Origin of the sequence: Streptomyces sp. NPDC001568 (genome assembly GCF_042893755.1) — a bacterium.
Taxonomy (GTDB): Bacteria; Actinomycetota; Actinomycetes; order Streptomycetales; family Streptomycetaceae; genus Streptomyces.
This window is the reverse complement of the sequence record NZ_JBIAVF010000039.1, coordinates 5,748-31,511: the sequence shown is the minus strand read 5'-3', so window position 1 is coordinate 31,511 and position 25,764 is coordinate 5,748. Positions and strand designations below refer to the sequence as shown.

Annotated in this window: 2 protein-coding genes; both read right to left on the bottom strand. The window is 74.5% G+C overall.

The features are described from left to right. Positions 1-3,185, bottom strand: a 3,185-nt coding sequence (locus tag ACFY0I_RS39445; protein ID WP_388904623.1) for a type I polyketide synthase, incomplete at its 3' end; no start/stop codon positions are given. Positions 3,186-3,288: 103 nt separating this feature from the next. After that, the gene (locus ACFY0I_RS39440; protein ID WP_388904621.1) at positions 3,289-25,764 is read right to left on the bottom strand and encodes an SDR family NAD(P)-dependent oxidoreductase; all 22,476 of its coding nucleotides are present in this window, start codon (positions 25,762-25,764) and stop codon (positions 3,289-3,291) included.

Sequence of the window (25,764 nt, the reverse complement as noted above, 5' to 3'; positions counted from 1 at the left end):
GTCGCGTTGCGGATCCACGGCTCGTCGTCGGCGGCCAACCCGTCACGGGAATGGAACACCACCGAACGGCGACCCGACTCATCCGGCGCCCCGACGGTGATCTGAAGCTCGACACCACCCTCCTCGGGCAGCACCAACGGCGCCGCGAGCGTCAGCTCGTCGATCAGGTCGCAGCCGACCCGTTCACCGGCCTGGAGAGCGAACTCCACGAAGGCCGTGCCGGGCAGCAGTACCGAGCCCATGACCCGGTGATCGGCGAGCCACGGATGCGTCGTCAGCGACAGCCGTCCGGTGAGCAGCAGCCCATCGGCGTCGGCGAGGGTGACGGCGGCGCCGAGCAGCGGGTGATCGGCGGACCGGAGGCCCACGGTGGTGACGTCGCCGCCGAGGGTTCCGGCGTCGAGCCAGTAGTGCTCGCGCTGGAAGGCGTACGTGGGCAGGTCGACGTGCGCGGCACCGGTGTCGGAGTGATAGGCCTGCCAGTCGACGGCGATGCCTCGGACGTGGACCTGGGCGAGGGCCGCGACGACGGTCTCCGCCTCGGGGCGGTCCTTGCGCACGGTCGGCACGAAGGCGGTGGCGTGGGTGTCGTCGGAGGCCAGGCAGGCCTGTGCCATCGCGGACAGGACGCCGTCCGGGCCGAGTTCGACGTACGTGGTCACGCCGCCGGCCTCCAGGGCCCGGACACCGTCCAGGAACCGGACGGCCTCACGGACGTGTCGCACCCAGAACTCGGCCGAACCCATCTCGTCCGTAACGAGGGCGCCGGTCAGGTGGGAGACGAGCGGAATGCGCGGAGCGGAGAACGACAGACCCTCCACCACCCGGCGGAAATCGTCCAACATGCCGTCCATGTGCGGCGAGTGGAAGGCATGGCTCACGGTCAGCCGCTTGCTCTTCCGCCCGGCGAGCGAGGCGACGATCGCCACCGCCGCGTCCTCGTCACCGGCGATGACGACGGCCTGCGGCCCGTTGATCGCGGCGATGCTCACCCGATCGGTGAGCAACGGCAGGACCTCGTCCTCCGACGCCTGCACCGCGATCATCACGCCACCGGCCGGCAACGCCTGCATCAGACGACCACGCGCCGCCACCAGTGCGCAGGCGTCGTCCAGGGAGAGAACGCCCGCCACGTGCGCGGCAGTGATCTCACCGATCGAATGACCGGACAGGAAGTCCGGCTTCACACCCCACGATTCGAGCAGTCGGAACAACGCCACCTCGACTGCGAACAACGCCGGCTGAGTGAACCGCGTCTCGTCCAGCATGGCCGCATCCGAGCCGAACAGCACATCCCGCAGAGGCAGTTCAAGCAGCGCGTCCATGCGGGCGCAGACCGCGTCCAACGCGTCCGCGAACACCGGATAGGCGGCATGCAGTTCGCGCCCCATCCCCAGCCGCTGGCTGCCCTGACCGGTGAACAGGAAGGCCACCTTGCCGCGGGTCGCGATCTCGCCCCGGACGATGCGCGAGGTCGCGGCGGACGCGTCGTCCGAGGCCAGTGCGGCCAGGTCCGCGAGGGCGCGTTCGCGGTCGGTTGCCACGACGACGGCGCGGTGTTCGAGGGCGGCGCGGCCGGTGGCCAAGGAGCGGCTGATGTCTGCGGCCGACTGCTCGGGGCGGGCGCGCAGGTGCGTGAGCAGGCGCTGGGCCTGGGCTCGCAGGGCTTCTTCCGTACGGGCCGAGACGGGCCACGGGAGGGCCGGGGGGACGACCGTGCGGCGCGGCGGCGCGGCCTCGGCGGAGCCGGGTGCGGAAGCATCGGCCTCGCCCGCATGGACCGCGGCCGGGTCGGCGGGCGCGCCATCAGCGCCATCAGCGGCCTCGACGGGGACCTCTGCCGGCGCCTGCTCGATGATGGTGTGCGCGTTCGTGCCGCTGATGCCGAACGAGGAGACTGCGGCGCGGCGCGGGCGGCCGGTCTCCGGCCAGTCGACGGTTCCGCGCAGCAGTGACACGGCGCCGGCGGCCCAGTCGACCTTGGTCGACGGCTCGTCCACGTGCAGCGTCTTCGGGATCCGGCCGTTGCGGATCGCCATGACCATCTTGATGACGCCCGCCACACCGGCGGCGGCCTGGGTGTGCCCGATGTTCGACTTGACCGAGCCCAGCCACAGCGGACGGTCCTCGGTGTGCTCCCTGCCGTACGTGGCCAGCAGCGCCTGGGCTTCGATCGGGTCGCCGAGGGTGGTGCCGGTGCCGTGGGCCTCGACCACGTCGATGTCGGCGGCCGTGAGTCGGGCGTCGGCCAGGGCCTGGCGGATGACGCGCTGCTGGGAGGGCCCGTTGGGGGCGGTCAGACCGTTGCTGGCACCGTCCTGGTTGACGGCCGACCCCCGGACGACGGCCAGCACGCGGTGGCCGTTGCGCCGCGCGTCGGAGAGCCGCTCGACGAGGAGCATGCCGGCGCCCTCGCCCCAGCCGGTGCCGTCGGCGGCGTCCGCGAAGGACTTGCATCGGCCGTCGAAGGACAGGCCGCGCTGCTTGCTGAACTCGGTGAAGGTGCCGGGAGTCGGCATGACGGTGACGCCGCCCGCGAGGGCGAGAGTGCACTCGCCCTTGCGGAGCGCCTGCATGGCGAGGTGCAGGGTGACGAGGGAGGAGGAGCAGGCCGTGTCGACGGTGAGCGCCGGGCCCTCCAGGCCGAACGTGTACGAGACGCGGCCGGAGGCGATGCTGCTGGAGCCGCCGGTGCCGAGGTAGCCCTCGACCTCCGGCGGTACGGCGCGCAGCCGGGACGCGTAGTCGTGGTACATGACGCCGGTGAACACGCCGGTGCGGCTGCCGCGCACCGAGGTCGGGTCGATGCCGGCCCGCTCGAAGGCCTCCCACGCGATCTCCAGCAGCAGGCGCTGCTGCGGGTCCATCGCGACGGCCTCACGGGGAGAGATGCCGAAGAACTCGGGCTCGAAGCGGTTGGCGCTGTGCAGGAAGCCGCCTTCCCGCACGTAGCTCGTGCCACGTCCGTCGGGGTCCTCGTCGAACAGGCTTCCCGTGTCCCAGCCCCGGTCGGTCGGGAAGGGCGAGATGGCGTCGGTTTCGTCGGACACCAGCCGCCACAGGTCCTCGGGGGACTCGACGTCTCCCGGGTAGCGGCAGCTCATCCCGACGATCGCGATCGGCTCCTGCTCCTCCGACTCGACCTCCTGGAGCCGGCGGCGCGTCTCGTGGAGATCGGCCGTCACCCGCTTCAGGAAGTACCGGAGCTTTTCCTCGTTCATGCGTGCATCCCTCGTACAGAAGCCGGAGAGTCAGAGTGGTGGGAAGGGGTGGGGTGGAGCTGCCGCGTCATGAGATGCCGAACTCCTTGCCGATGAAGTCGAAGAGGTCGTCGTCGGTCGCGCTCTCCAGGGCCTCGGCCACATCGGGGCCGTCGGGCTCGGCCGGTAGGTCGGCCGCCGCGTCCGCCGCCGCGCTCCACGCGGTGAGCAGGGCCTGGAGGCGTTCGGTGATGCGGTCGCGGCCCGCGGAGTCGGGCGTGGAGGTGACGAGCGACTGCTCCATCCGGTCCAGTTCGGCGAGCAGTGGGGGTACGGCTGCCGCACCGTGTTGCCAGAGTTCGTCCCGCAGGTAGTCCACGAGCGCCGTCGGCGTCGGGTAGTCGAAGACGAGGGTGGCGGGCAGGCGTACGCCGGTTGCGGCGCCGAGGCGGTTGCGGAGTTCGACGGCGGTCAGCGAGTCGAAGCCGACCTCGTTGAACGACCGTGCCGGATCGACCGCTTCGGGGCCGGCGAAGCCGAGGACCCCTGCGACGTACGTGCAGACGAGCTCCAGCAGGGCCTCGTCCCGCGCGGCGGGCGAGAGCCCGGAGAGGCGCTCGCGCAGTTGCTCTCCCCCGTCGACGCTCGCGGCGGTGGTGCTCCCCGCGGCGCGGCGGGTGGGTGTGCGGACGAGACCGGAGAGCAGCGGCGGCAGCATCCCGGTGCCCGCCTGGACACGGAGCGCCGCCAGGTCCAACTTGACCGGCACGAGCAGCGACTGCCCGGTGGCCGGCGCGGCGTCGAACAGAGCCACCCCCTCGGCGGCGGACAGCGCGCTCACCCCACCCCGACCGAGCCGGGAGACGTCATCGTCGGCGAGGGTGTCCCCCATACCGCCCGTCTCGGCCCACAGGCCCCAGGCCAGCGACGTGGCCGCCAGACCCTGGGCGTTGCGGTGCGCGGCCAGGGCGTCCAGGAACACGTTGCCTGCCGCGTAGTTGGCTTGTCCCGCGCCACCGAACACACCGGCGGCGGACGAGAACAGGACGAATGCGGACAGGTCCAGGCCGGACGTGAGCTCGTGCAGGTTCCACGCCGCGTCGACCTTCGGGCGGAGTACCGCCGACAACCGCTCGGCCGTCAGGGACCCGATGACGCCGTCGTCCAGCACACCGGCCGTATGCACCACACCCGAGAGCGGATGCTCCGCCGGGATCCCGTCCAGCACGGCCGCCAGAGCGGCACGATCGGCGACATCACAGGCCACCCACGACACCTCGGCACCCAGACCGGCCAACTCCGCCGACAGCTCGGACGCACCATCGGCCGCCTCACCACGACGACTCACCAACAGCAGGTTCCGAACACCGTGCCCGGACACCAGGTGACGGGCGAACAACCCACCCAGCGAACCACTCGCACCCGTCACCAGCACCGTGCCGTCGGCACCCCACGCGGCGGCCGGGGCCCCGGCGGCCGACGCACGCGCCAACCTCGGTACCAGGACCGCGCCCTCGCGCACCGCGACCTCGGACTCACCCGAGGCCAGTACGGCGGCCAGGGCCCGGTAGGACGCGTCCGTGCCGTCCGTGTCGGCCAGGACGATCCGGCCGGGGTTCTCCGATTGCGCCGAGCGGACCAGGCCCCATACCGGAGCGTGTACGAGGTCCGGGAGGTCCTCGCCCGGTACGGCGGCCACCGCACCCCGTGTCAGGAACAGCAGGCGCGCGTCCGCGAACCGGTCATCGGCCGTCCATTCCTTCAGCAGTTCCAGCACCCGGGCCGTTTCGGCGTGCACCGCACGCGACACGTCCTGGGCGTCGGTCGACGGGGAGGACAGCGGGACGCAGATCAGCGTCGGGTCCGCGAGGGTCCCGAGGCCGTCGTGGGTCTCGTAGCGCACGCCCACCGCGTCGAGCCCGGCGTGGCCGTCCGCGAGCAGGGCCCAGGGGCGCTGTTCGGCCGCGGGGGCCGGGGTGAGCGGAACCGGCGTCCACTCGACCCGGAACAGCGACTCGTGACGGCCGCCGCGCGCGGCGCCGATCTGCTCGGGCGACACGGCTCGCAGCGCGAGCGACGCGACGGAGGCGACCGGTGTGCCCGCCGGGTCGGCGAGTTCCAGCGACACCGCGTCGCGGCCGGCCGGGGCCAGGCGGACCCGTACGGCGGAGGCGCCGGCCGCGTGGAGTCGTACGCCGCTCCAGGCGAAGGGCAGTCGGCCCTGGCCGGTGTTCTCGACGAGGGAGCCGAGTCCGGCCGCGTGCAGGGTGGCGTCCAGGAGCGCCGGGTGGAGGCCGAACCAGTCGGCCGTCCCCGCGGTCTCCTCGTCGAGGCTCACCTCGGCGTACACGGCGTCGTCGTGGAGCCAGGCGGAGCGCAGGCCCTGGAAGGCGGGGCCGTAGTCGAAGCCGGCTGCGGCGAGGCCTTCGTAGAGGCCGTCGAGGTCGACCGGTTCGGCTCCGGCGGGGGGCCAGGCCGTGAGGTCGGCCTGCGGGTTCGGGGCGTCGGATCCGGTGGTGAGGGCGCCGGTCGCGTGCCGCGTCCACGGCTCGTCGGCGGGGCTGTCCTCGTCCCGGGAGTACAGGGACAGGGCCCGTCGGCCGGATTCGTCGGCTCCGGAGAGGGACAGGCGGAGTTGGATTCCGACGCGCTCGGGAAGGACGAGCGGTGCTTCGAGGGTCAGCTCTTCCAGGACCTCGCAGCCCACCTGGTCGCCGGCGCGGACCGCGAGTTCCACGAAGGCCGTGCCGGGCAGCAGGACCGAGCCGAGGACGGTGTGGTCGGTCAGCCACGGGTGGGTGGCTGCCGCGAGGCGGCCGGTGAAGAGGTAGCCGTCCGAGTCGGGGAGTTCGACGGCCGCGCCGAGCAGCGGGTGGTCCGTCGTGCCGAGTCCGAAGCCGGCGGCATCGCCCGGGGCGTAGGGGCCGGTGGGGGCCGAGTCGAGCCAGTACCAGTCGCGTTGGAAGGCGTAGGTGGGCAGCTCGACCTGGCGGGCGCCGGTCGGGGCGAACCAGCCCTCCCAGTCGACGTGCGCACCGTGGGCGTGGGCGAGGGCGAGGGCGGTGTTCAGGGTTTCGGGCTCGGGGCGGCCGGTGCGCAGGGCGGGCGCGAACCGGGCCGCTCCGTCCTGGGTGAGGAAGTCCTGGGCGAGGGCGGACAGGGTTCCGTCGGGGCCGAGTTCGAGGTACGTGGTCACGCCGGCCGCCTCCAGGGCGCGGACGCCGTCGAGGAAGCGGACCGTATCGCGGACGTGGCGGACCCAGAAGTCCGCCGAGCCCATCTCGTCCTCGGTGACCAGGGCGCCGGTCAGGTGGGAGACGACCGGGATGCGCGGAGCCGCGTACGTCAACTCCTCGGCGACCTTGCGGAAGTCGGCGAGCATGCCGTCCATGTGCGGCGAGTGGAAGGCGTGACTGACGTTGAGCCGCTTGGACTTGCGGTCGGGGAAGGCCGTCACGACAGCCGTCGCCGCGTCCTCGTCACCGGCGATCACGACCGCCTGCGGGCCGTTGACGGCGGCGATGCTCACCCGGTCCGTCAGCAGCGGCAGGACCTCGTCCTCCGACGCCCGGACCGCGATCATCACGCCGCCCGTCGGCAGGGCCTGCATCAGCCGGCCACGGGCCGCGACCAGCGTGCACGCGTCGTCCAGCGACAACACACCCGCCACATGCGCGGCGGCGATCTCACCGATCGAATGCCCCGACACGAAGTCCGGCCGCACACCCCACGATTCGAGCAGCCGGAACAACGCCACCTCCACCGCGAACAACGCCGGCTGGGTGTGTTCCGTGCGGTCGAGGAGTTCCGCGTCGGTCCCGAACAGCAGCTTCTTCAGGGGCGTTTCGCCGCCCGTCCGCTCGCACACCGCGTCGAGGGCGGTCGCGAACACCGGGTGGGTTTCGTACAGTTCCCGGCCCATGCCGAGGCGTTGGCTGCCCTGGCCGGTGAAGAGGAGGGCGAGCTTGCCGGCGCCGGCCGCACCCAGGGTGCCGCGCGTCACGGCGGTGGTGGTCGGGTCGCCGCTCTCCAGTGCGGCCAGTCCGCGCAGGAGTTCCTCCCGGTCCCCGGCCACGACGACCGCGCGGTGATCGAACGCGGCGCGTCGAGTGGCCAGCGAGTAGGCCAGGTCCGGGGCTGCGACCTCGGGCGCCTCCTCCAGGCGGGCCCGCAGGCGGGCCGCCTGGTCGCGCAGCGCGTCCGCCGACTTGGCGGACAGTACGTACGGCAGCGCGGGTGCGGAGCTGCCCTCGGGGGCTGCCGGGACGCTCGTTTCGGCCTCCTCCGGGGCCTGCTCGATGATGGTGTGGGCGTTGGTGCCGCTGATGCCGAACGAGGACACGCCGGCCCGGCGCGGGCGGCCGGTCTCCGGCCACGGCACGGACTCCGTCAGCAGGCTGACGGCGCCGTCCTCCCAGTCGACGTGCGGGGTCGGCTCGTCGACGTGCAGGGTGCGGGGCAGGATCCCGTGCCGCATCGCCATGATCATCTTGATGACGCCCGCGACACCGGCCGCGGCCTGCGTGTGGCCCATGTTCGACTTGATCGAACCGAGCAGGAGGGGTTCGTCGGCGGCCCGCTCGCGCCCGTAGGTCGCCAGCAGGGCCTGTGCCTCGATCGGGTCGCCGAGGGTGGTACCCGTGCCGTGTGCCTCGACCACGTCGATCTGGTCGCTGGTCAGCCCGCCGGACGCGAGGGCCTGGCGGATGACCCGCTGCTGGGACGGGCCGTTGGGGGCGGTCAGCCCGTTGGAGGCACCGTCCTGGTTGATCGCCGAGCCACGGACCACCGCGAGTACCGGGTGACCGTTGCGGCGGGCGTCCGACAGGCGCTCCACGAGCAGCATGCCCGCGCCCTCGGCCCAACTGGTGCCGTCGGCGGCGGCGGCGAAGGACTTGATGCGGCCGTCGGCGGCCAGACCTCGCTGGCGGCTGAACTCGGTGAAGGTGCCCGGTGTCGACATGACCGTGACACCGCCGGCCAGAGCCATGGTGCATTCACCGTTGCGGAGCGCCTGGATCGCCCAGTGCAGGGCGACGAGGGACGAGGAGCAGGCCGTGTCGACGGTGACCGCCGGGCCCTCCAGGCCGAACGCGTACGAGACGCGGCCCGTGGCGATGCTGCCGGAGTTGCCGGTGCCGAGGTAGCCCTCGACGCCGTCGGGCACGGAGGTGATCCGGGTGGCGTAGTCGTGGTACATGATGCCCGCGAACACGCCGGTCCGGCTGCCGCGCATCGACGCCGGGTCGATGCCCGCCCGCTCGAAGGCCTCCCACGAGGTTTCCAGCAGCAGCCTCTGCTGCGGGTCCATCGCCACGGCCTCGCGCGGCGAGATCCCGAAGAACGCCGGGTCGAAGCGGCCCGCGTCGTGCAGGAAGCCGCCGGAGCGGGTGTAGCTGGTGCCCCTGCCGTCCGGGTCCGGGTCGTAGAGCGATTCCAGGTCCCAGCCGCGGCCCCGGGGGAACTCGGAGATGGCGTCGATGCCACCCGCCACCAGGCGCCACAGGTCCTCGGGGGTTTCGACGCCTCCGGGGTAGCGGCAGCTCATGCCGACGATCGCGATCGGGTCGTCCTGGAAGGAGGCGCCGAGGGTGACCGGCAGGACGGCAGCGGCGCCGGCCGGGTCGCCGGCCGCGTCCACGGTCAGGCCCAGGACCTCGGTCCGCAGGTACGCCGCGAGCGCGCTCGGCGTCGGGTAGTCGAAGACGAGCGTGGCGGGGAGCCGTTGGCCGGTGGCGGCGCCGAGGCGGTTGCGCAGTTCGACGGAGGTCAGGGAGTCGAAGCCGAGCTCCTTGAAGGCCCGGTCGGCCGACACCTCGTCGGTCGAGGCGTGACCGAGTACGGCGGCCACCTCGGTCCGGACGATGTCCAGCAGCGCCTTCTCCCGCTCGGCCGGCGCGAGCGCGGACAGTCGGGTGATGAGGGCGGACCCGTCGGCCGTGGCCGCCTGCCCCGCAGCCCGGCGCGCCGGTACGCGGACCAGGCCGCGCAGCAGGTCGGGAATCATGCCGCCGCGGGCCTGGGCGCGCAGGGCGGCCAGGTCGAGCGGGAGCGGCACGAGCAGCGGTTCGGTGGTGCGGCGGGCCGCATCGAAGAGGGCGAGGCCGGTCTCCGGCGCGAGGGAGCCGATGCCGCCGCGGTTGATGCGTTCGCGGTCACCGGCGGGCAGGTCACCGCCCATGCCGCCGACACCCGTCCACAGACCCCAGGCGAGGGAGCCGGCGGCCAGGCCCTGGGCCCGGCGCTCGGCGGCGAGGGCGTCCAGGAAGGTGTTGGCCGCGGCGTAGTTGCCCTGCCCCGCGCCACCGAACACACCGGCGGCGGAGGAGAACAGGACGAACGCCGACAGGTCGAGGTCACGGGTCAGTTCGTGGAGGTTCCACGCGGCGTCCGTCTTGGGGCGCAGTACCGCCGACAGGCGTTCCGCGGTCAGGGAGCCGATGACGCCGTCGTCCAGCACGCCGGCCGTGTGCAGGACGGCGGTCAGCGGGTGCTCCGCCGCGATCCCGTCCAGTACGGCCGCCAGGGCGGCCCGGTCGGCGACGTCGCACGCGGCCCACGACACCTCGGCGCCCAGACCGGCCAGCTCGGCCGACAGTTCACCGGCGCCTTCGGCGGCCTCACCGCGACGGCTGACCAGCAGCAGGTTCCGTACGCCGTGCTCGGTCACCAGGTGACGGGCGAACAGCCCGCCCAGGGAGCCGCTCGCGCCCGTCACCAGGACGGTGCCCGCGGCGTCCCACTCGGCGGGCGCGTCCTCGGCGGCCGACGCACGCGCCAGCCTCGGTACCAGGACGGCGCCGTCGCGCACCGCGACCTCCGACTCGCCGGAGGCGAGGGCGGCGGCGAGAGCCGCCTCCACGTCACCGTCGGCATCGACGTCGACCAGCACGACGCGGCCCGGGTTCTCCGCCTGCGCCGACCGTACGAGACCCCGTACCGCGGCGTGCACCAGGTCCGGTACGCCCTCGCCCGGTACGGCTTCCACAGCACCGCGGGTCAGGAACACCAGTCGCGAATCCGCGGGCCCGTCGGCGGCGGCCCACTCCTGGAGGATCCCCAGGACCCGGCCGGTCTCCGCGTGCACCGCGGCGGCGAGGTCCTCGCCGGTCGGTTCCAGGAGCGACACCACCGAGGCGGCCCCGGTCCCGTCGCCCTCGCCCCACATCGACCAGTCGTCGAAGGCGCCGCCCGCTGCCGACTCCGTCCACTCGACGCGGAACAGGGCGTCACGGGTCAGGTCCGGTCCGGTGGCGAGCTGATCGCGGCCGACGGCCCGCAGGGCCAGGCCGGTGACCGAGGCGACCGGGGCTCCGGTGGCGTCGGCCAGGGTGAGGGCCACCTCGCCGTTCCGACCGGTGGTCAGACGTACGCGCAGCTCGGAGGCCCCGACCGCGTGCAGGCTGACTCCGGACCAGGAGAACGGCAGCCGACCCTCGGTGCCGTCGGCGGCGCGCAGTCCGAGCGCGTGCAGGGCGGCGTCGAGGAGGGCCGGGTGCAGGCCGAAGCGTGCGGCTTCGTCGGCGGCGCCGTCGGGCAGGGCGACCTCGGCCCAGTACGTGCCGTCGTGCTGCCAGGCGGCCCGCAGGCCCTGGAACACGGGTCCGTAGCCGAAGCCGGAGTCCGCGAGGCCCTCGTACAGGCCCTCCACCGGAACGGCTTCCGCGCCGGCCGGCGGCCACTCGGTGAGGCCCTGCGGGGCGGGGTCGGCCCCGGCCGCGAGCACGCCGACGGCGTGCCGCGTCCAGGGTGCGTCCGTGTCCGCGCCCTCCGGGCGGGAGTGCAGGGCGAGGCCGCGGCGCCGCCCCGTCGGGTCGGCGGCCGCGACGGCGAGCCGCAGCTGTACGCCGCCCTGCTCGGGCAGCACCAGCGGCGCCTCCAGGGTGAGTTCGTCGACCAGGTCGCAACCGACGTGGCCGCCGGCCAGGAGCGCCAGCTCGACGAACGCCGTGCCGGGCAGCAGGGCCGCGCCCATGACCCGGTGGTCCCCGAGCCACGGGTGGGTGGCCAGCGACAGCCGTCCGGTGAAGAGGTGGCCGTCGGAGTCGGGCAGCTGGACCTCGGCGCCGAGCAGCGGGTGATCGGTGGTGCCGAGTCCGGCAGCGCCGACGTCGCCGTCCGCGCGACCGGCGTCGAGCCAGTGCACGGTGCGCTGGAAGGCGTACGTCGGCAGGTCGACGCGGCGCGCCCCGAGCGGGGCGTAGAACGCGGTCCGGTCGACGCCGCTGCCGCGTACCCAGGCGGTGGCGAGCGCCGAGAGCAGCGTCTCGGCCTCGTCCCGCCCGGAGCGCAGGGTGGGGGCGAAGGCGGAGTCCCGGCTGACGCAGTCCTGGGCGAGGGCGGACAGGACGCCGTCCGGGCCGAGTTCGACGTACGTGGTCACGCCGGCGGCTTCCAGGGCCCGGACACCGTCCAGGAACCGGACGGCCTCACGGACGTGCCGCACCCAGAACTCGGCCGAACCCATCTCGTCGGTGACGAGGGCGCCGGTCAGGTGGGAGACGAGCGGAATGCGCGGAGCGTGGAACGACAGGCCCTCCACCACCTGTCGGAATTCGTCCAGCATGCCGTCCATGTGGGGCGAGTGGAAGGCGTGGCTGACCGTGAGCCGCTTGGACTTGCGGCCGGTGAGCGAGGCGACGATCGCCACCGCCGCGTCCTCGTCACCGGCGATGACGACGGCCTGCGGCCCGTTGATCGCGGCGATGCTCACCCGATCGGTGAGCAACGGCAGGACCTCGTCCTCCGACGCCTGCACCGCGATCATCACCCCACCGGCCGGCAACGCCTGCATCAGACGACCACGCGCCGCCACCAGTGCACAGGCGTCGTCCAGGGAGAGAACGCCCGCCACGTGCGCGGCAGCGATCTCGCCGATCGAATGACCGGACAGGAAGTCCGGCTTCACCCCCCACGATTCGAGCAGCCGGAACAACGCCACCTCGACCGCGAACAACGCCGGCTGAGTGAACCGCGTCTCGCCCAGCAGGTCGACGTCCGACCCGAACAGCACGCTCTTCAGCGGCAGTTCAAGATCCAGCGACTCGCACACCGCATCCAGCGCGGCGGCGAACACCGGGTAGGTGTCGTACAGTTCGCGCCCCATCCCCAGCCGCTGACTGCCCTGACCGGTGAACAGGAAGGCGAGCTTCTCGCCCGCGGTCGGCGAGCCCAGGACGAGGCCCGCCGCCGAGCGGCCCTCGGCGAGTGCCGTCAGGCCGGTGCGGAATCCGTCCCGGTCCGAGGCGACCACGGTGGCGCGGTGTTCGAAGACGGCCCGTCCGGTGGCCAGGGAGTGGCCGATGTCGGTGGGTTCCGCGTCGGGGTGGGCGTCCAGGTGGGACAGCAGCCGCTCCCCCTGGGCGCGCAGGGCTTCGGCCGTGCGCGCCGTCAGGTGCCACGGGAGCGCCGGGGCTGCCGGAACGTCGGAGGCGACCGGGACGGCGGCCGGGACCGCCGTCGGGTCGGCCGGGAGTTCGACGATGGCGTGGGCGTTGGTGCCGCTCATGCCGAAGGAGGAGATGCCCGCGCGGCGGGGGCGGCCGGTCTCGGGCCAGGGGCGCTGTTCGGTGAGCAGGGAGACGGCGCCGGCGGACCAGTCGACGTGCGGGGACGGCTCGTCGACGTGCAGGGTCCGGGGAAGGACGCCGTGGCGCATCGCCTGGACCATCTTGATGATGCCGGCGACGCCGGCGGCGGCCTGCGTGTGGCCGAAGTTGGACTTGATGGAGCCCAACCAGAGCGGGCTCTCCTCGGGCCTGTCCTGGCCGTACGTGGCGATCAGCGCCTGGGCCTCGATGGGGTCGCCGAGTCGGGTTCCCGTGCCGTGCGCCTCGACGGCGTCGACCTCGGCGGCGGTCAGGCCGGAGTTGACCAGGGCCTGGCGGATGACGCGCTGCTGGGAGGGCCCGTTGGGAGCGGTGAGGCCGTTGGAGGCGCCGTCCTGGTTGACGGCGGTGCCGCGGACCACGGCGAGTACCTGGTGGCCGTTGCGGCGGGCGTCGGAGAGCCGCTCGACGAGCAGCATGCCGATGCCCTCGCCCCAGGCGGTGCCGTCGGCGGCGGCGGCGAACGGCTTGCAGCGGCCGTCGGCGGCGAGACCGCGCTGCCGGCTGAACTCGGTGAACACGTCGGGGGTGGTGATGATGGTGACGCCGCCCGCGAGGGCGATCGAGCATTCGCCGGTGCGCAGGGCCTGCGCGGCGAGGTGCAGGGCGACCAGCGAGGACGAGCAGGCGGTGTCGACGGTGACGGCGGGGCCTTCGAAGCCGAAGGTGTAGGAGACGCGGCCGGAGGCGATGCTGCTGGAGCCGCCGGTGCCGAGGTAGCCCTCGACGCCCTCGGGGACGGTGTTCAGGCGGGATACGTAGTCGTTGTGCATCTGGCCGACGAACACGCCGACCTGTTGGCCGCGCAGGGTCGTCGGGTCGATGCCGGCCCGTTCGAACGCCTCCCAGGAGGTTTCCAGCAGGAGCCGCTGCTGCGGGTCCATGGCGAGGGCCTCGCGCGGGTTGATCCCGAAGAAGCCGGGGTCGAAGTGGTGGGCGTCGTGGACGAAGCCGCCTTCGCGGGCGTAGGAGGTGCCGGGGCTGTCGGGGTCGGGGTTGTAGAGCGCCTCGGTGTCCCAGCCGCGGTCCGCGGGGAGGTCGGCGATGCCGTCGCGGCCTTCGGCGAGCAGTTCCCACAGGTCCTCGGGGCTGCGGACGCCGCCGGGGAAGCGGCAGCTCATGGCGACGATGGCGATGGGGTCGTCGGCGTCGGCGGCGCCGGCCGGGTGGCGCGGGAGGGCGGCGACCGCGGCGGCGGCTTCGGAGCCGAGGAGTTCGTCCTTGAGGTAGGCGGCGAGGACGGTGGGGGTCGGGTAGTCGAACACGAGGGTGGCGGGCAGGCGGACGCCCGCGGTGGCGCCGAGTCGGTTGCGGAACTCGACGGCGGTCAGCGAGTCGAAGCCGAGGTCCTTGAACGCCCGGCCGGGTTCGACGGCGTCGGGGGTGGCGTGGCCGAGTACGGCGGCGACCTGGTCGCGCACGAGGTCGAGGAGGAGCGTGTCCCGTTCCTGCTCGGGGAGCCGTACGAGCTGCTCGACGAGCGGGGTTCCGGTGCGGGCCGCGCCGGCCTCGACGGCCCGGCGGGCGGGCGCACGGACCAGGCCGCGCAGCAGGGCGGGGACCATGGTGGCGTCGGCCTGGCGCAGCGGTGCGAGGTCGAGCTGCATGGGGACGAGGTGGGCGTCGCCGGTGCGGTGGGCGGTGTCGAGGAGGGCGAGGCCCTCTTCGGTGGAGAGGCCGAGGACGCCGGAGCGCGTCATGCGGTCCTTGTCGGCGGTGTCGAGTTCTCCGGTCATGCCGCTGGCTTCGGCCCACAGGCCCCAGCCGAGGGAGGTGCCGGGCAGGCCGTGGGCCTGGCGGTGGCGGGCGAGGGCGTCGAGGAAGACGTTCGCGGCGGCGTAGTTGGCCTGTCCGGCGCCGCCGAAGGTGCCTGCGGCGGAGGAGAAGAGGACGAAGTCGGCCAGGTCGAGGCGGCGGGTCAGCTCGTGCAGGTGGAGGGCGGCGTCGGCCTTGGGGCGCAGGACGGTGTCGAGGCGTTCGGGGGTGAGTGCCTCGGCGATCCCGTCGTCGAGGACGCCGGCGGTGTGGACGACGGCGGTCAACGGGTGCTCGGCGGGGATGGCGTCGAGCAGGGCGGCGAGCGCGTCGCGGTCGGCGGCGTCGCAGGCGGCGATGGTGACCTCTGCCCCCAGGGCGCGCAGTTCGGCGGCGAGTTCTGTGGCGCCGGCGGCGCGTTCGCCCCGGCGGCTGGTCAGGACGAGGCGACGGGCGCCGCGGGCGGTGACGGCGTGTCGGGCGACGAGTGCGCCGAGGGTGCCGGTGCCGCCGGTGATGAGGACGGTGCCGTCCGGGTTCCACGCGGCCGGCACGGTCAGGACGATCTTGCCGGTGTGGCGGGCCTGGCTGAGGTAGCGGAACGCCTCGGGGGCCTGGCGGAGGTCCCATGCGGAGACCGGGACGGGCTTCAGGGCGCCGGTGCGGAACAGGCCGAGCAGCGCGGTGAGCATCTCCTGGATGCGGTCGAGGCCGGCTTCGGTGAGGTCGAAGGCCTGGTAGCCGACCCCGGGGTGGGCGGCGGCGACCTCGTGGGGGTCGCGTACGTCGGTCTTGCCCATCTCGACGAAGCGGCCGCCGCGCGGCAGGAGCCGCAGGGAGGCGTCGACGAACTCGCGGGCGAGGGAGTCGAGGACGACGTCGACGCCGCGGCCGTCGGTGGCCGTGCGGAAGGTGTCCTCGAAGTCGAGGGTGCGGGAGGACGCGATCCGGTCGTCGGTCAGGCCGAGTCCGCGCAGGGTGTCCCACTTGGCGGGACTGGCGGTGGCGTAGACGTCGGCGCCCCAGTGGCGGGCCAGTTGGACGGCGGCCATGCCGACGCCGCCGGCCGCGGCGTGCACGAGGAGGGTTTCGCCCTCGCGCAGGCCGGCGAGGTCGTGCAGGGCGTAGTAGGCCGTCATGAAGACGATCGGGACGGCCGCGGCCTCGGCGAAGGTCCAGCCCTCGGGCATGGGGGCGATCATGCGGCGGTCGACGACGGCGAGCGGGCCGAACGCGCCGGGCAGCATGCCCATGACGCGGTCGCCGGGGGCGAGGTCGGTGACGCCGGGACCGGTCTCCACGACGGTACCGGCGCCTTCGCTGCCCATCAGGCCGGGGTCGCCGGGGTACATGCCGAGGGCGTTGAGGACGTCGCGGAAGTTGAGTCCGGCGGCGCGTACGGCGACGCGGACCTGGCCGGGTTCCAGAGGTGCTTCGGACTCGGGGCTGGGGACGAGGGTGAGGTGGTCGAGGGTGCCCTTGTCCTCGATGTCCATGCGCCAGGCGGCGCCGTCCGCGGGCGGTGTCAGCGGGGTGGTGGCGGGGATCCGGGCGAGGCGGGGGGCGTGGACGGTGCCGCGGCGGATCGCGAACTGCGGTTCGCCGGTGGCGAGGGCCGCGGCGAGCAGGGTGGCGTCGGGGCCGGTCGCGCCGGTGTCGAGGTCGGCGAGGACGAACCGGTCGGGGTTCTCCGACTGGGCGGAGCGGACCAGGCCCCAGGCGGCGGCGTGGGCCGGGTCGGTGAGGTCCCAGTCGCCCTGGCAGGCCACGGCGCCCCGGGTGACGAACACCAGGCGGGAGCCGGCGAACCGGTCGTCGGCGAGCCAGCCCTGGACGAGGGCGAGGGCCCGGTGGCCGGCGGCGCGGACGGCGTCGGTGCTGAGCGGGTTCCCGCCGGCGGCCGGCGGGCAGGGGGCCAGGACGTACGCGGGAGCGTCCGTGCCCGCGTCGAGGGCGGCGGCGAGCGCCGCGAGGTCGGCGTGGACGGGGCCGGGCAGCGCGTCGGCGTCGGCGCCCACCACGACCCAGGGGGTTTCGTCGGCGGCCGGGGCGGACGGCAGCGGCACCGTGGCCCACTCGATGCGGAACAGCGACTCGTGGTGGGCGGTACGGGAGGCGCCGGCGAGCCGGTCGGCGGAGACGGGCCGCAGCACGAGGTGGTCGACGGCGGCGACGGGCGCGCCGGTGGTGTCGGCGAGTTGCAGGGAGATGCTCTCGTCGCCGTCGGGGGTCAGGCGCACCCGCAGCGCGGACGCGCCGACGCCGTGCAGGGTCACCCCGCGCCAGGAGAACGGGAGCCGGCCCTGCCGGTCCGCGTCGGGGGACGGCTGGACGAAGGTGGCGTGCAGGGCGGCGTCGAGCAGGGCCGGGTGGAGGCCGAACCGGCCGGCCTCGGCCTGCCGGTCGTCGGGCAGGGCCACTTCGGCGTAGACGTCGCCGTCGAGCGTCCAGGCGGCGCGCAGGCCCTGGAAGACGGGCCCGTAGGCGAAGCCGCCGCTGCCGAGGTGCTCGTACAGGCCCTCGACGGTGACGGGCTCGGCGCCGGGCGGCGGCCAGGCGGTGAGGTCGAACGCGGGGCGGGGCGCGCCGGTGGCGAGGACGCCCGCCGCGTGCCGGGTCCACGGCTCGTCGTCGGCGGCGTCGGGGTCGCCGGAGTACAGGTCGAGGGTGCGCCGGCCGTCGCGGTCGGGTGCGCCCACGACGAGTTGGAGGCGCACCGCGGTGTGCGGGGCCAGGACCAGCGGCGCTTCGAGGGTGAGTTCCTCCAGGACGTCGCAGCCGGCCTGGTCGCCGGCGCGGATGGCGAGCTCGACGAAGGCCGTGCCGGGCAGCAGGACGGTGCCCATGACGGCGTGGTCGGCGAGCCAGGGGTGGGTGTCGAGGGACAGCCGGCCGGTGAACAGGAAGCCCTCGCCGTCGGCGAGCGGTACGGCGGCGCCGAGCAGCGGGTGGTGGGCGGCGCCCAGGCCGGCCGACTCGACGTCGCCGATGTGTCCGGCGGGTGCCTCCAGCCAGAACCGGCGGCGCTGGAAGGCGTAGGTGGGCAGGTCGGTGCGGCGGGCGCCGGTCGCGGCGAAGTACGCGGTCCAGTCCAGGGGGACGGCGCGGGTGTGGAGCGCGGCGACGGCGGCGGCGAGCGCCTCGGCCTCGCCCCGGTCGCGGCGCAGCGCCGGGACGAACACGGCGGCAGTGGCGGCGTCGGGGCCGGTGTCGGTCCCGGTGTCGGTGAGGCAGTCGCGGCCGAGGCCGGACAGGACGCCCTGCGGGCCCAGTTCGAGGTAGGTGGTGACGTGTTCGCCGTCCAGGGTGCGGATGCCGTCGAGGAAGCGGACGGCTTCGCGGACGTGGGCGACCCAGTGCTCGGGGGTGCGCAGTTCCTCGCCGGCGACGGCGCCGGTGAGGTGGGTGACGACGGGGATGGTGGGGGCGTGGTAGGTGAGGGAGCCGGCGACGTCGCGGAAGGCGTCGAGCATGCCGTCCATCAGCGGGGAGTGGAAGGCGTGGCTGACGGTGAGCCGCTTGGTGCGGCGGCCGCGCCGTTCGAACTCGGCGGCGATCTCCAGGGCGAGGTCCTCGTCGCCGGAGATGACGACGGAGGTGGCGGAGTTGACGGCGGCGATGCCGATGCGGTCGTCGTGGCCGGCGAGCAGCGGGCGGACCTCGTCCTCGGTGCCGGTCAGCGCGATCATCGCGCCGCCTGCGGGGAGTTGTTCCATGAGGCGGCCACGGGCGGCGACGAGGACGGCGGCGTCGGGCAGCGTGAGGACCCCCGCGACGTGCGCGGCGGTGATCTCGCCGATGGAGTGCCCGGAGACGAAGTCGGGGCGTACGCCCCACGACGCGACGAGGCGGTAGAGCGCGGTCTCCAGCGCGAACAGGGCGGGCTGGGTGTGACCGGTCCGGTTCAGGCGGGAGTCGTCCTCGTCGAACAGGACGTCCTTGAGGGGCTGTTCGAGGTGCGGGTCGAGAGCGGCGCAGACCTCGTCGAGGGCGGCGGCGAAGACGGGGTGGGCGGCGTACAGTTCGCGGCCCATCCCGGCCCGCTGGCTGCCCTGACCGGTGAAGAGGACGGCGAGCCGGCCGTCGGCGGTGTCGTGCCGGACGAGCGCGGCGCCGTCGCGGCCCTCGGCGAGCGCGTCGAGCCCGGCCAGCAGTCCGTCGCGGTCCGTGGCGACGACGGCGGCCCGCCGGTCCAGGGCGGTGCGGGTGGTGGCCAGGGAGAACGCCACGTCGGCGGGGTGCGCCTCGGGGTGGCGTGCGAGGTGCTCGGCGAGGCGGGCGGCCTGGGCGCGCAGCGCGTCGGGGGTGCGGCCGGCGAGGACGTACGGGAGCGCGGTGCCCGCGGCGACGCCGGCGCTCTCGGCCGGCGCGACGGCGGTGGGCGCGGCCGCGTCGGTGTCCTGCTCGGTGGGCGGCTGCTCGATGATGACGTGCGCGTTGGTGCCGCTGACCCCGAAGGAGGAGATGCCGGCGCGGCGGGGGCGGTCCGTCTCGGGCCAGGCGGCGGCCTCGGTGAGCAGTTCTACGGCGCCCGCGTTCCAGTCGATGTGCGGGGACGGCTCGCCGATGTGCAGGGAGGCGGGCAGGACGCCGTGGCGCATCGCCTGCACCATCTTGATGATGCCCGCGGCGCCCGCGGCGGCCTGCGTGTGGCCGATGTTGGACTTGATGGAGCCCAGGCGCAGCGGCCGGTCCGCGGGGCGGCCCTGGCCGTAGGTGGCGAGGAGGGCCTGTGCCTCGATGGGGTCGCCGAGGGTGGTGCCGGTGCCGTGGGCCTCGACGGCGTCGACGTCGGCGGTGCTCAGGCCGGCGTGGGCGAGGGCTTCGCGGATGACGCGCTGCTGGGAGGGGCCGTTGGGGGCGGTGAGGCCGTTGGAGGCGCCGTCCTGGTTGACGGCGGTGCCGCGGACGACGGCGAGGACGGGGTGTCCGTTGCGGCGGGCGTCGGAGAGCCGCTCGACGAGGATCATGCCGGCGCCCTCGGCCCAGGCGGTGCCGTCGGCGTCGGCGGAGAAGGACTTGCAGCGGCCGTCGGTGGACAGGCCGCGCTGGCGGCTGAAGTCGATGAAGGTGTCCGGGGTGGACATGACGGTGACGCCGCCGGCGAGCGCCATGTCGCACTCGCCGCTGCGCAGGGCCTGCGCGGCCAGGTGCAGGGCGACGAGGGAGGAGGAGCAGGCCGTGTCGATGGTGACGGCCGGACCCTCCAGGCCGAAGGTGTAGGAGATGCGGCCGGAGGCGACGCTGCCGGCGGTGCCGGTGCCGAGGTAGCCCTCCAGGCCCTCGGGGACGGCCGGCAGGCGCGTCAGGTAGTCGTGGTACATGACGCCGGCGAAGACGCCGGTGCGGCTGCCGCGCATCGACGCCGGGTCGAGCCCGGCCCGTTCGAACACCTCCCAGGAGGTTTCCAGCAGGAGCCGCTGGTGCGGGTCCATGGCGAGGGCTTCGCGCGGGTTGATGCCGAAGACGTCGGGGTCGAAGTCGGCGGCGTCGTGCAGGAAGCCGCCGGTGCGGGTGTACGAGGTGCCGGCGCGGCCGGGGTCGGAGTCGTACAGCCCGTCGAGGTTCCAGCCGCGGTCGGTCGGGAACGGGGAGATCGCGTCGACGGAGCCGGCGACGAGCTGCCACAGCTCCTCGGGGGTGCTGACGCCGCCGGGGAAGCGGCAGCTCATGGCGACGATGGCGATGGGCTCGTCGGCGACGGCCTGCGCGCCGGCTGCGGCGGGAGCGGTGGGCGCGGCCAGGTCACCGAGGAGTTCGGTGCGCAGGAACGCGGCGAGGGCGTTCGGGGTCGGGTAGTCGAAGACGAGGGTGGCGGGCAGCCGGACCCCGGTGGCGGAGCCGAGGCGGTTGCGCAGTTCGACGGCGGTCAGCGAGTCGAAGCCGAGTTCCTTGAAGGCGCGGCCCGGGTCGACGGCGTCGGGGCCGGGGAAGCCGAGGACGGCGGCGACCTGGACGCGGACGGTGGCCAGCAGCAGCCGGTCGCGTTCCACGGCGGTCAGCGGCAGCAGCCGTTCGGTGAGGCCGTCGGCGGGGGCGGCGGAGCGGTCGGCGGCGGTCCGGCGGGCGGCGGGCCGGACGAGGCCGCGCAGCAGCGGGGGGACCATGCTCGCGTCGGCCTGTCGCAGGCCGGCGAGGTCCAGGTGCATGGGGACGGCGGTGGCCTCGCCGGCGGCGCGGGCCGTGTCCATGAGGGCGAGGCCCTCGGCGGAGGACAGCGCGGCGACGCCGGCGCGGGCGATGCGTTCCAGGTCGGTGTCGGCGAGGTCGCCGGTCATGGCGCTGCGTTCAGCCCACAGGCCCCAGGCGAGGGCGGTGGCGGGCAGGCCTTCGGCGCGGCGCCGGTGGGCGAGGGCGTCGAGGAAGGTGTTGGCGGCGGCGTAGTTGGCCTGGCCGGCCGCGCCGAGGGTGCCGGCGGCGGCGGAGAACAGGACGAACGCGGCGAGGTCGAGGTGGCGGGTCAGTTCGTGCAGGTGGACGGCCGCGTCGACCTTGGCGGGCAGGACGTGGTCGATGCGGTCGGGGGTGAGTGCTTCGAGGATGCCGTCGTCGAGGACGCCGGCGGTGTGGACGACGGCGGTCAGCGGGTGTGCGGCCGGTACGGAGTCCAGGAGCGCGGCGAGGGCGTCGCGGTCGGCGGCGTCGCAGGCGGCGAGGGTGACATCGGCGCCCAGGGCGCGCAGTTCGGCGAGGAGTTCGGGGGCGCCGGCGGCGGCCTCGCCGCGGCGGCTGGTCAGCAGCAGGCGGCGGACGCCGTGGCCGGTGACCAGGTGGCGGGCGACGAGCCCGCCGAGGGTGCCGGTGGCGCCGGTGACGAGGGCGGTGCCTTCGGTGTCGAGCGGGCGGGCCTCCTGTCCGTCGGCGGCGGGCACGGCGGGGACCTTGCCGAGCCGGGGAACGACGGCGCGGCCCTCGCGCAGGGCGAGCTGCGGCTCGGCCGTGGCCAGTGCGGCGGGCAGCGCGCGCAGGGACTCCTCGCGGTCGTCGAGGTCGACGAGTACGAACCGGTCGGGGTGCTCGGACTGGGCGGAGCGCAGCAGGCCCCACAGCGGGGCGTGCGCCAGGTCGGGGACGTCGGAGCCGGCGGTGGTGGCGACCGCTCCGTGGCTGACGAACACCAGGCGGGAGGCGGCGAAGCGGTCGTCGGCGAGCCAGGTCTGCGCGAGGTCCAGGGCGTGGTGCAGGGCCCCGGCGACGGCGGCGGGCAACGCGGTGTCGACGGGGGTCGGGGAGGTCGTGCCGGTGGCGGGCAGGGGTACCACGACGGCCTGCGGTACGGGGCCGCCGGCTTCGATCGCGGCGGCCAGTTCGGCGAGGCCGGCGTGGGCGGCGGCCGTGGGCAGCACGGTGGTGAACCGGGAGCCGCTCCCGGCGCCGGCCGCGGCCTCGTCGAGCAGGGCCCACTGGCCGGGGGCGACGGTGGTGGCGGCGGGCAGGGCCAGCGGGGTCCACTCGACGCGGAACAGCGAGTCGTGGAAGGCCGTACGGGCCGCCCGTACCTGGTCGGGGGTGACGGGGCGCAGCAGCAGGGCGTCGACGGTGGCGACGGGGGCGCCGGTCTCGTCGGCGAGGTCGACGCGGACGGTGTCCTGGCCGGCGGGCGCCAGGCGCACGCGCAGGGCGCGCGCGCCGACGGCGTGCAGGGTGACGCCGCTCCAGGAGAACGGCAGTCGGCCGTGCTCGGTGTCCTCCAGCAGGTCGCCCATGCCGACGGCGTGCAGGGCGGCGTCCAGGAGGGCCGGGTGCAGGCCGAACAGGTCGGCTTCGGCGTGGGCCTGTTCGGGCAGGTGGATCTCGGCGAAGACCTCGTCGGCGCGCTGCCAGGCGCCGGTCAGGCCCTGGAAGACGGGTCCGTAGGCGAAGCCGGAGGCGGTGAGGTGCTCGTAGAGGCCTTCGACGGGTACGGCGTCGGCGCCCTGCGGCGGCCATACGGCCAGGTCGGCGCCGGCGGCGGTGTCGCGTGCGGCGGGGGCGAGGAAGCCGGTGGCGTGCCGGGTCCAGGCGCCTTCGCCCCAGGTGTCGTCGGCGGCGTCCTCGGGCCGGGAGTGCAGGGTCAGGGAGCGGCGTCCGTCGGCGTCGGGGGCGTCGACGGCGAGCTGGATCTGGATGCCGCCGTGCGGGGGCAGGACCAGGGGTGCCTGGAGGGTGAGTTCGTCGAGGAGTTCACAGCCGGTGTGTTCGCCGGCCCGCAGGGCGAGTTCCACGAATGCCGTGCCGGGCAGCAGCACGGTGTCCATGACGGTGTGGTCGGCGAGCCACGGGTGGGTGGCCAGGGAGAGCCGGCCGGTGAACAGGTAGCCGTCGCCGTCGGCGAGGGAGATGGCCGCGCCGAGCAGCGGGTGGTCGGCGGAGCCGATGCCGGCGGCGGTGACGTCGCCCGTCCAGGCGGTGAGCTGCTCGGGCCAGTACAGGCGTCGTTGGAAGGCGTACGTGGGCAGTTCGACGCGGGCGCCGGCGCGGCCGGCGAAGACGGCGGACCAGTCCACGCGGACGCCGTGGACGTGGGCGCGGGCGACGGCGGCGGCGAACGCGGCGGGCTCGGGGCGGTCGGCGCGCAGGGCGGGGACGAACACCGCGTCGGTGTGGCCGTCCTCGTCGCCGAGGCAGTCCTGGGCGAGGGCGGTGAGCACGCCGCCGGGGCCGACCTCGATGAAGGTGGTGACGCCGAGGGCGGCCAGGCCGCGTATTCCGTCGCGGAAGCGGACGGCTTCGCGGACGTGCCGGACCCAGTAGTCGGCGGTGCAGATCTCCTCGGCGGTGACGGAGGCACCGGTGAGGTTGGAGACGATCGGGATGACGGGCGGCGCGTAGTCGACGGCCTCGGCGGCCTCGCGGAACGCGTCGAGCATGTCGTCCATGAGCGGCGAGTGGAAGGCGTGGCTGACGGTGAGACGCTTGGTGCGGCGGCCGCGGGCCCGCAGGCTCTCGGCGAGTTCCGTGGCCTCCCGCTCGTCGCCGGAGACGACGACGGAGCGGGGGCCGTTGATCGCGGCGATGGAGATCCGGGTGGTGAGGAGCGGGGTGACCTCCTCCTCGGTCGCCTCGACGGCGATCATCGCGCCGCCGGTGGGCAGGGCCTGCATCAGCCGGCCGCGGGCGGCGACGAGGGCGGCCGCGTCGGGGAGGGTGAGGACGCCGGACACGTGGGCGGCGGCGAGTTCGCCGATGGAGTGCCCGATGAGGAAGTCGGGTCGTACGCCCCACTGTTCGAGCTGGCGGTGGAGGGCGACCTCGACGGCGAACAGGGCGGCCTGGGTGTGGGCCGTCTCGTCGAGCAGGGCTGCCCCGGCGGTGCCCGGCTCGGCGAACAGGACCTCGTACAGGGGGCGTTCGAGGTGCGCGTCGAGGGCGTCGCGGACCTCGTCGAGGGCCCGGGCGAACGCCGGGTGCGTCGCGTACAGTTCGCGGGCCATGCCGGGGCGTTGACTGCCCTGGCCGGCGAACAGGAAGGCGGTGTTGCCCTCGCCGACGGCGCCGACGACGCCGGTCGCGGACTGTTCGCCGGCGGCGAGCGCGTCGAGGTCGGCGAGGAGCCCCTCGCGGTCGGCGGCGAAGAGGACGGCCCGTCGGTCCAGCGCGGAGCGGCTGGTGGCGAGGGAGAGGCCGAGGTCGGTGAGGGCGGCGGGGCCGTCGGCGAGCGCGGGGTGGGTGCGCAGGTGGGCGGCGAGCCGGCCGGCCTGGGCGCGCAGGCCCTCGTCGCCGTGACCGGAGACCAGCAGCGGTACGGGCCCGGTGGCTCCCCGCGCGGCGGTGGTGTCGCCGCCGGTCGCGGCGCCCGATGTCGTGGCGGCCGGTTCGGCGGGCGGGGCCTGCTCGATGACGGTGTGGGCGTTGGTGCCGCTGACGCCGAACGAGGAGATGCCGGCGCGGCGCGGCTGACCGGTCTCGGGCCACGGCACGGACCGGTCGAGCAGGTGGACGTCGCCGGTGGCCCAGTCGACGGCGGAGGACGGCTCGTCGATGTGGAGGGACTCGGGCAGGACGCCGTGTCGGATGGCCTCGACCATCTTGATGATGCCCGCGACGCCGGCTGCGGCCTGGGTGTGCCCGATGTTCGACTTGATCGAGCCGAGCCACAGCGGCCGGCCCTCGGGCCGGTTCTGCCCGTAGGTGGCCAGGATGGCCTGGGCCTCGATGGGGTCGCCGAGGGTGGTGCCGGTGCCGTGCGCCTCGACGACGTCGACCTGTGCCGGGGTGAGCCCGGCGTTGGTCAGCGCCTGGCGGATGACGCGCTGCTGGGACGGGCCGTTGGGGGCGGTCAGCCCGTTGGAGGCGCCGTCCTGGTTGACGGCGGTGCCGCGGACCACGGCGAGGACCGGGTGGCCGTGTCGGCGGGCGTCGGAGAGCTTCTCGACGAGGAGCATGCCGACGCCCTCGCCCCAGCCGGTGCCGTCCGCGCCGTCGGCGAACGGCTTGCACCGGCCGTCGGGGGCGAGGCCGCGCTGCCGGCTGAACTGGACGAAGGCGCGCGGGCTGGACATGACCGTGACACCGCCGGCCAGGGCCAGGGAGCACTCGCCCGACCGCAGGGCCTGCACGGCCAGGTGGAGGGCGACGAGGGAGGACGAGCAGGCGGTGTCGATGGTGACCGCCGGACCTTCGAGACCGAAGGTGTAGGACAGCCGGCCGGACACCACGCTGGCGGCGTTCCCGGTGAGGAGGTACTGCTCGACGCCCTGGGGGACGCCGTCGCGCAGCAGGTCGGGGTAGTCCTGGCCGTTGGTGCCGATGAACACGCCGGCCTTGCTGCCGCGCAGGGTCACCGGGTCGATGCCCGCGCGTTCGAAGGTCTCCCAGGACGTTTCGAGCAGCAGCCGCTGCTGCGGGTCCATGCCGAGGGTTTCGCGCGGGCTGATCCCGAAGAACCCGGCGTCGAACTCGCCCACGCCGTCGAGGAATCCGCCCTCGCGGGTGTACGAGGTGCCCCGCTGGTCGGGGTCGGCGTCGTACAGGGACTCGATGTCCCAGCCCCGGTCGACCGGGAAGTCGGTGATGGCGTCCCGGCCGCCGGACACCAGGTCCCACAGGCCCTCCGGCGACTGGATGCCGCCGGGGAACCTGCAGGCCATGCCGACGATCGCGATCGGCTCCGGCTCCTGGGCCTCGACCTCGCGCAGGCGCTGCCGTGTCTGGTGCAGATCGGCCGTCACCCGCTTCAGGTAGCCGATGATCTTGTCCTGATCCGCAGCCTGATCCGCCAT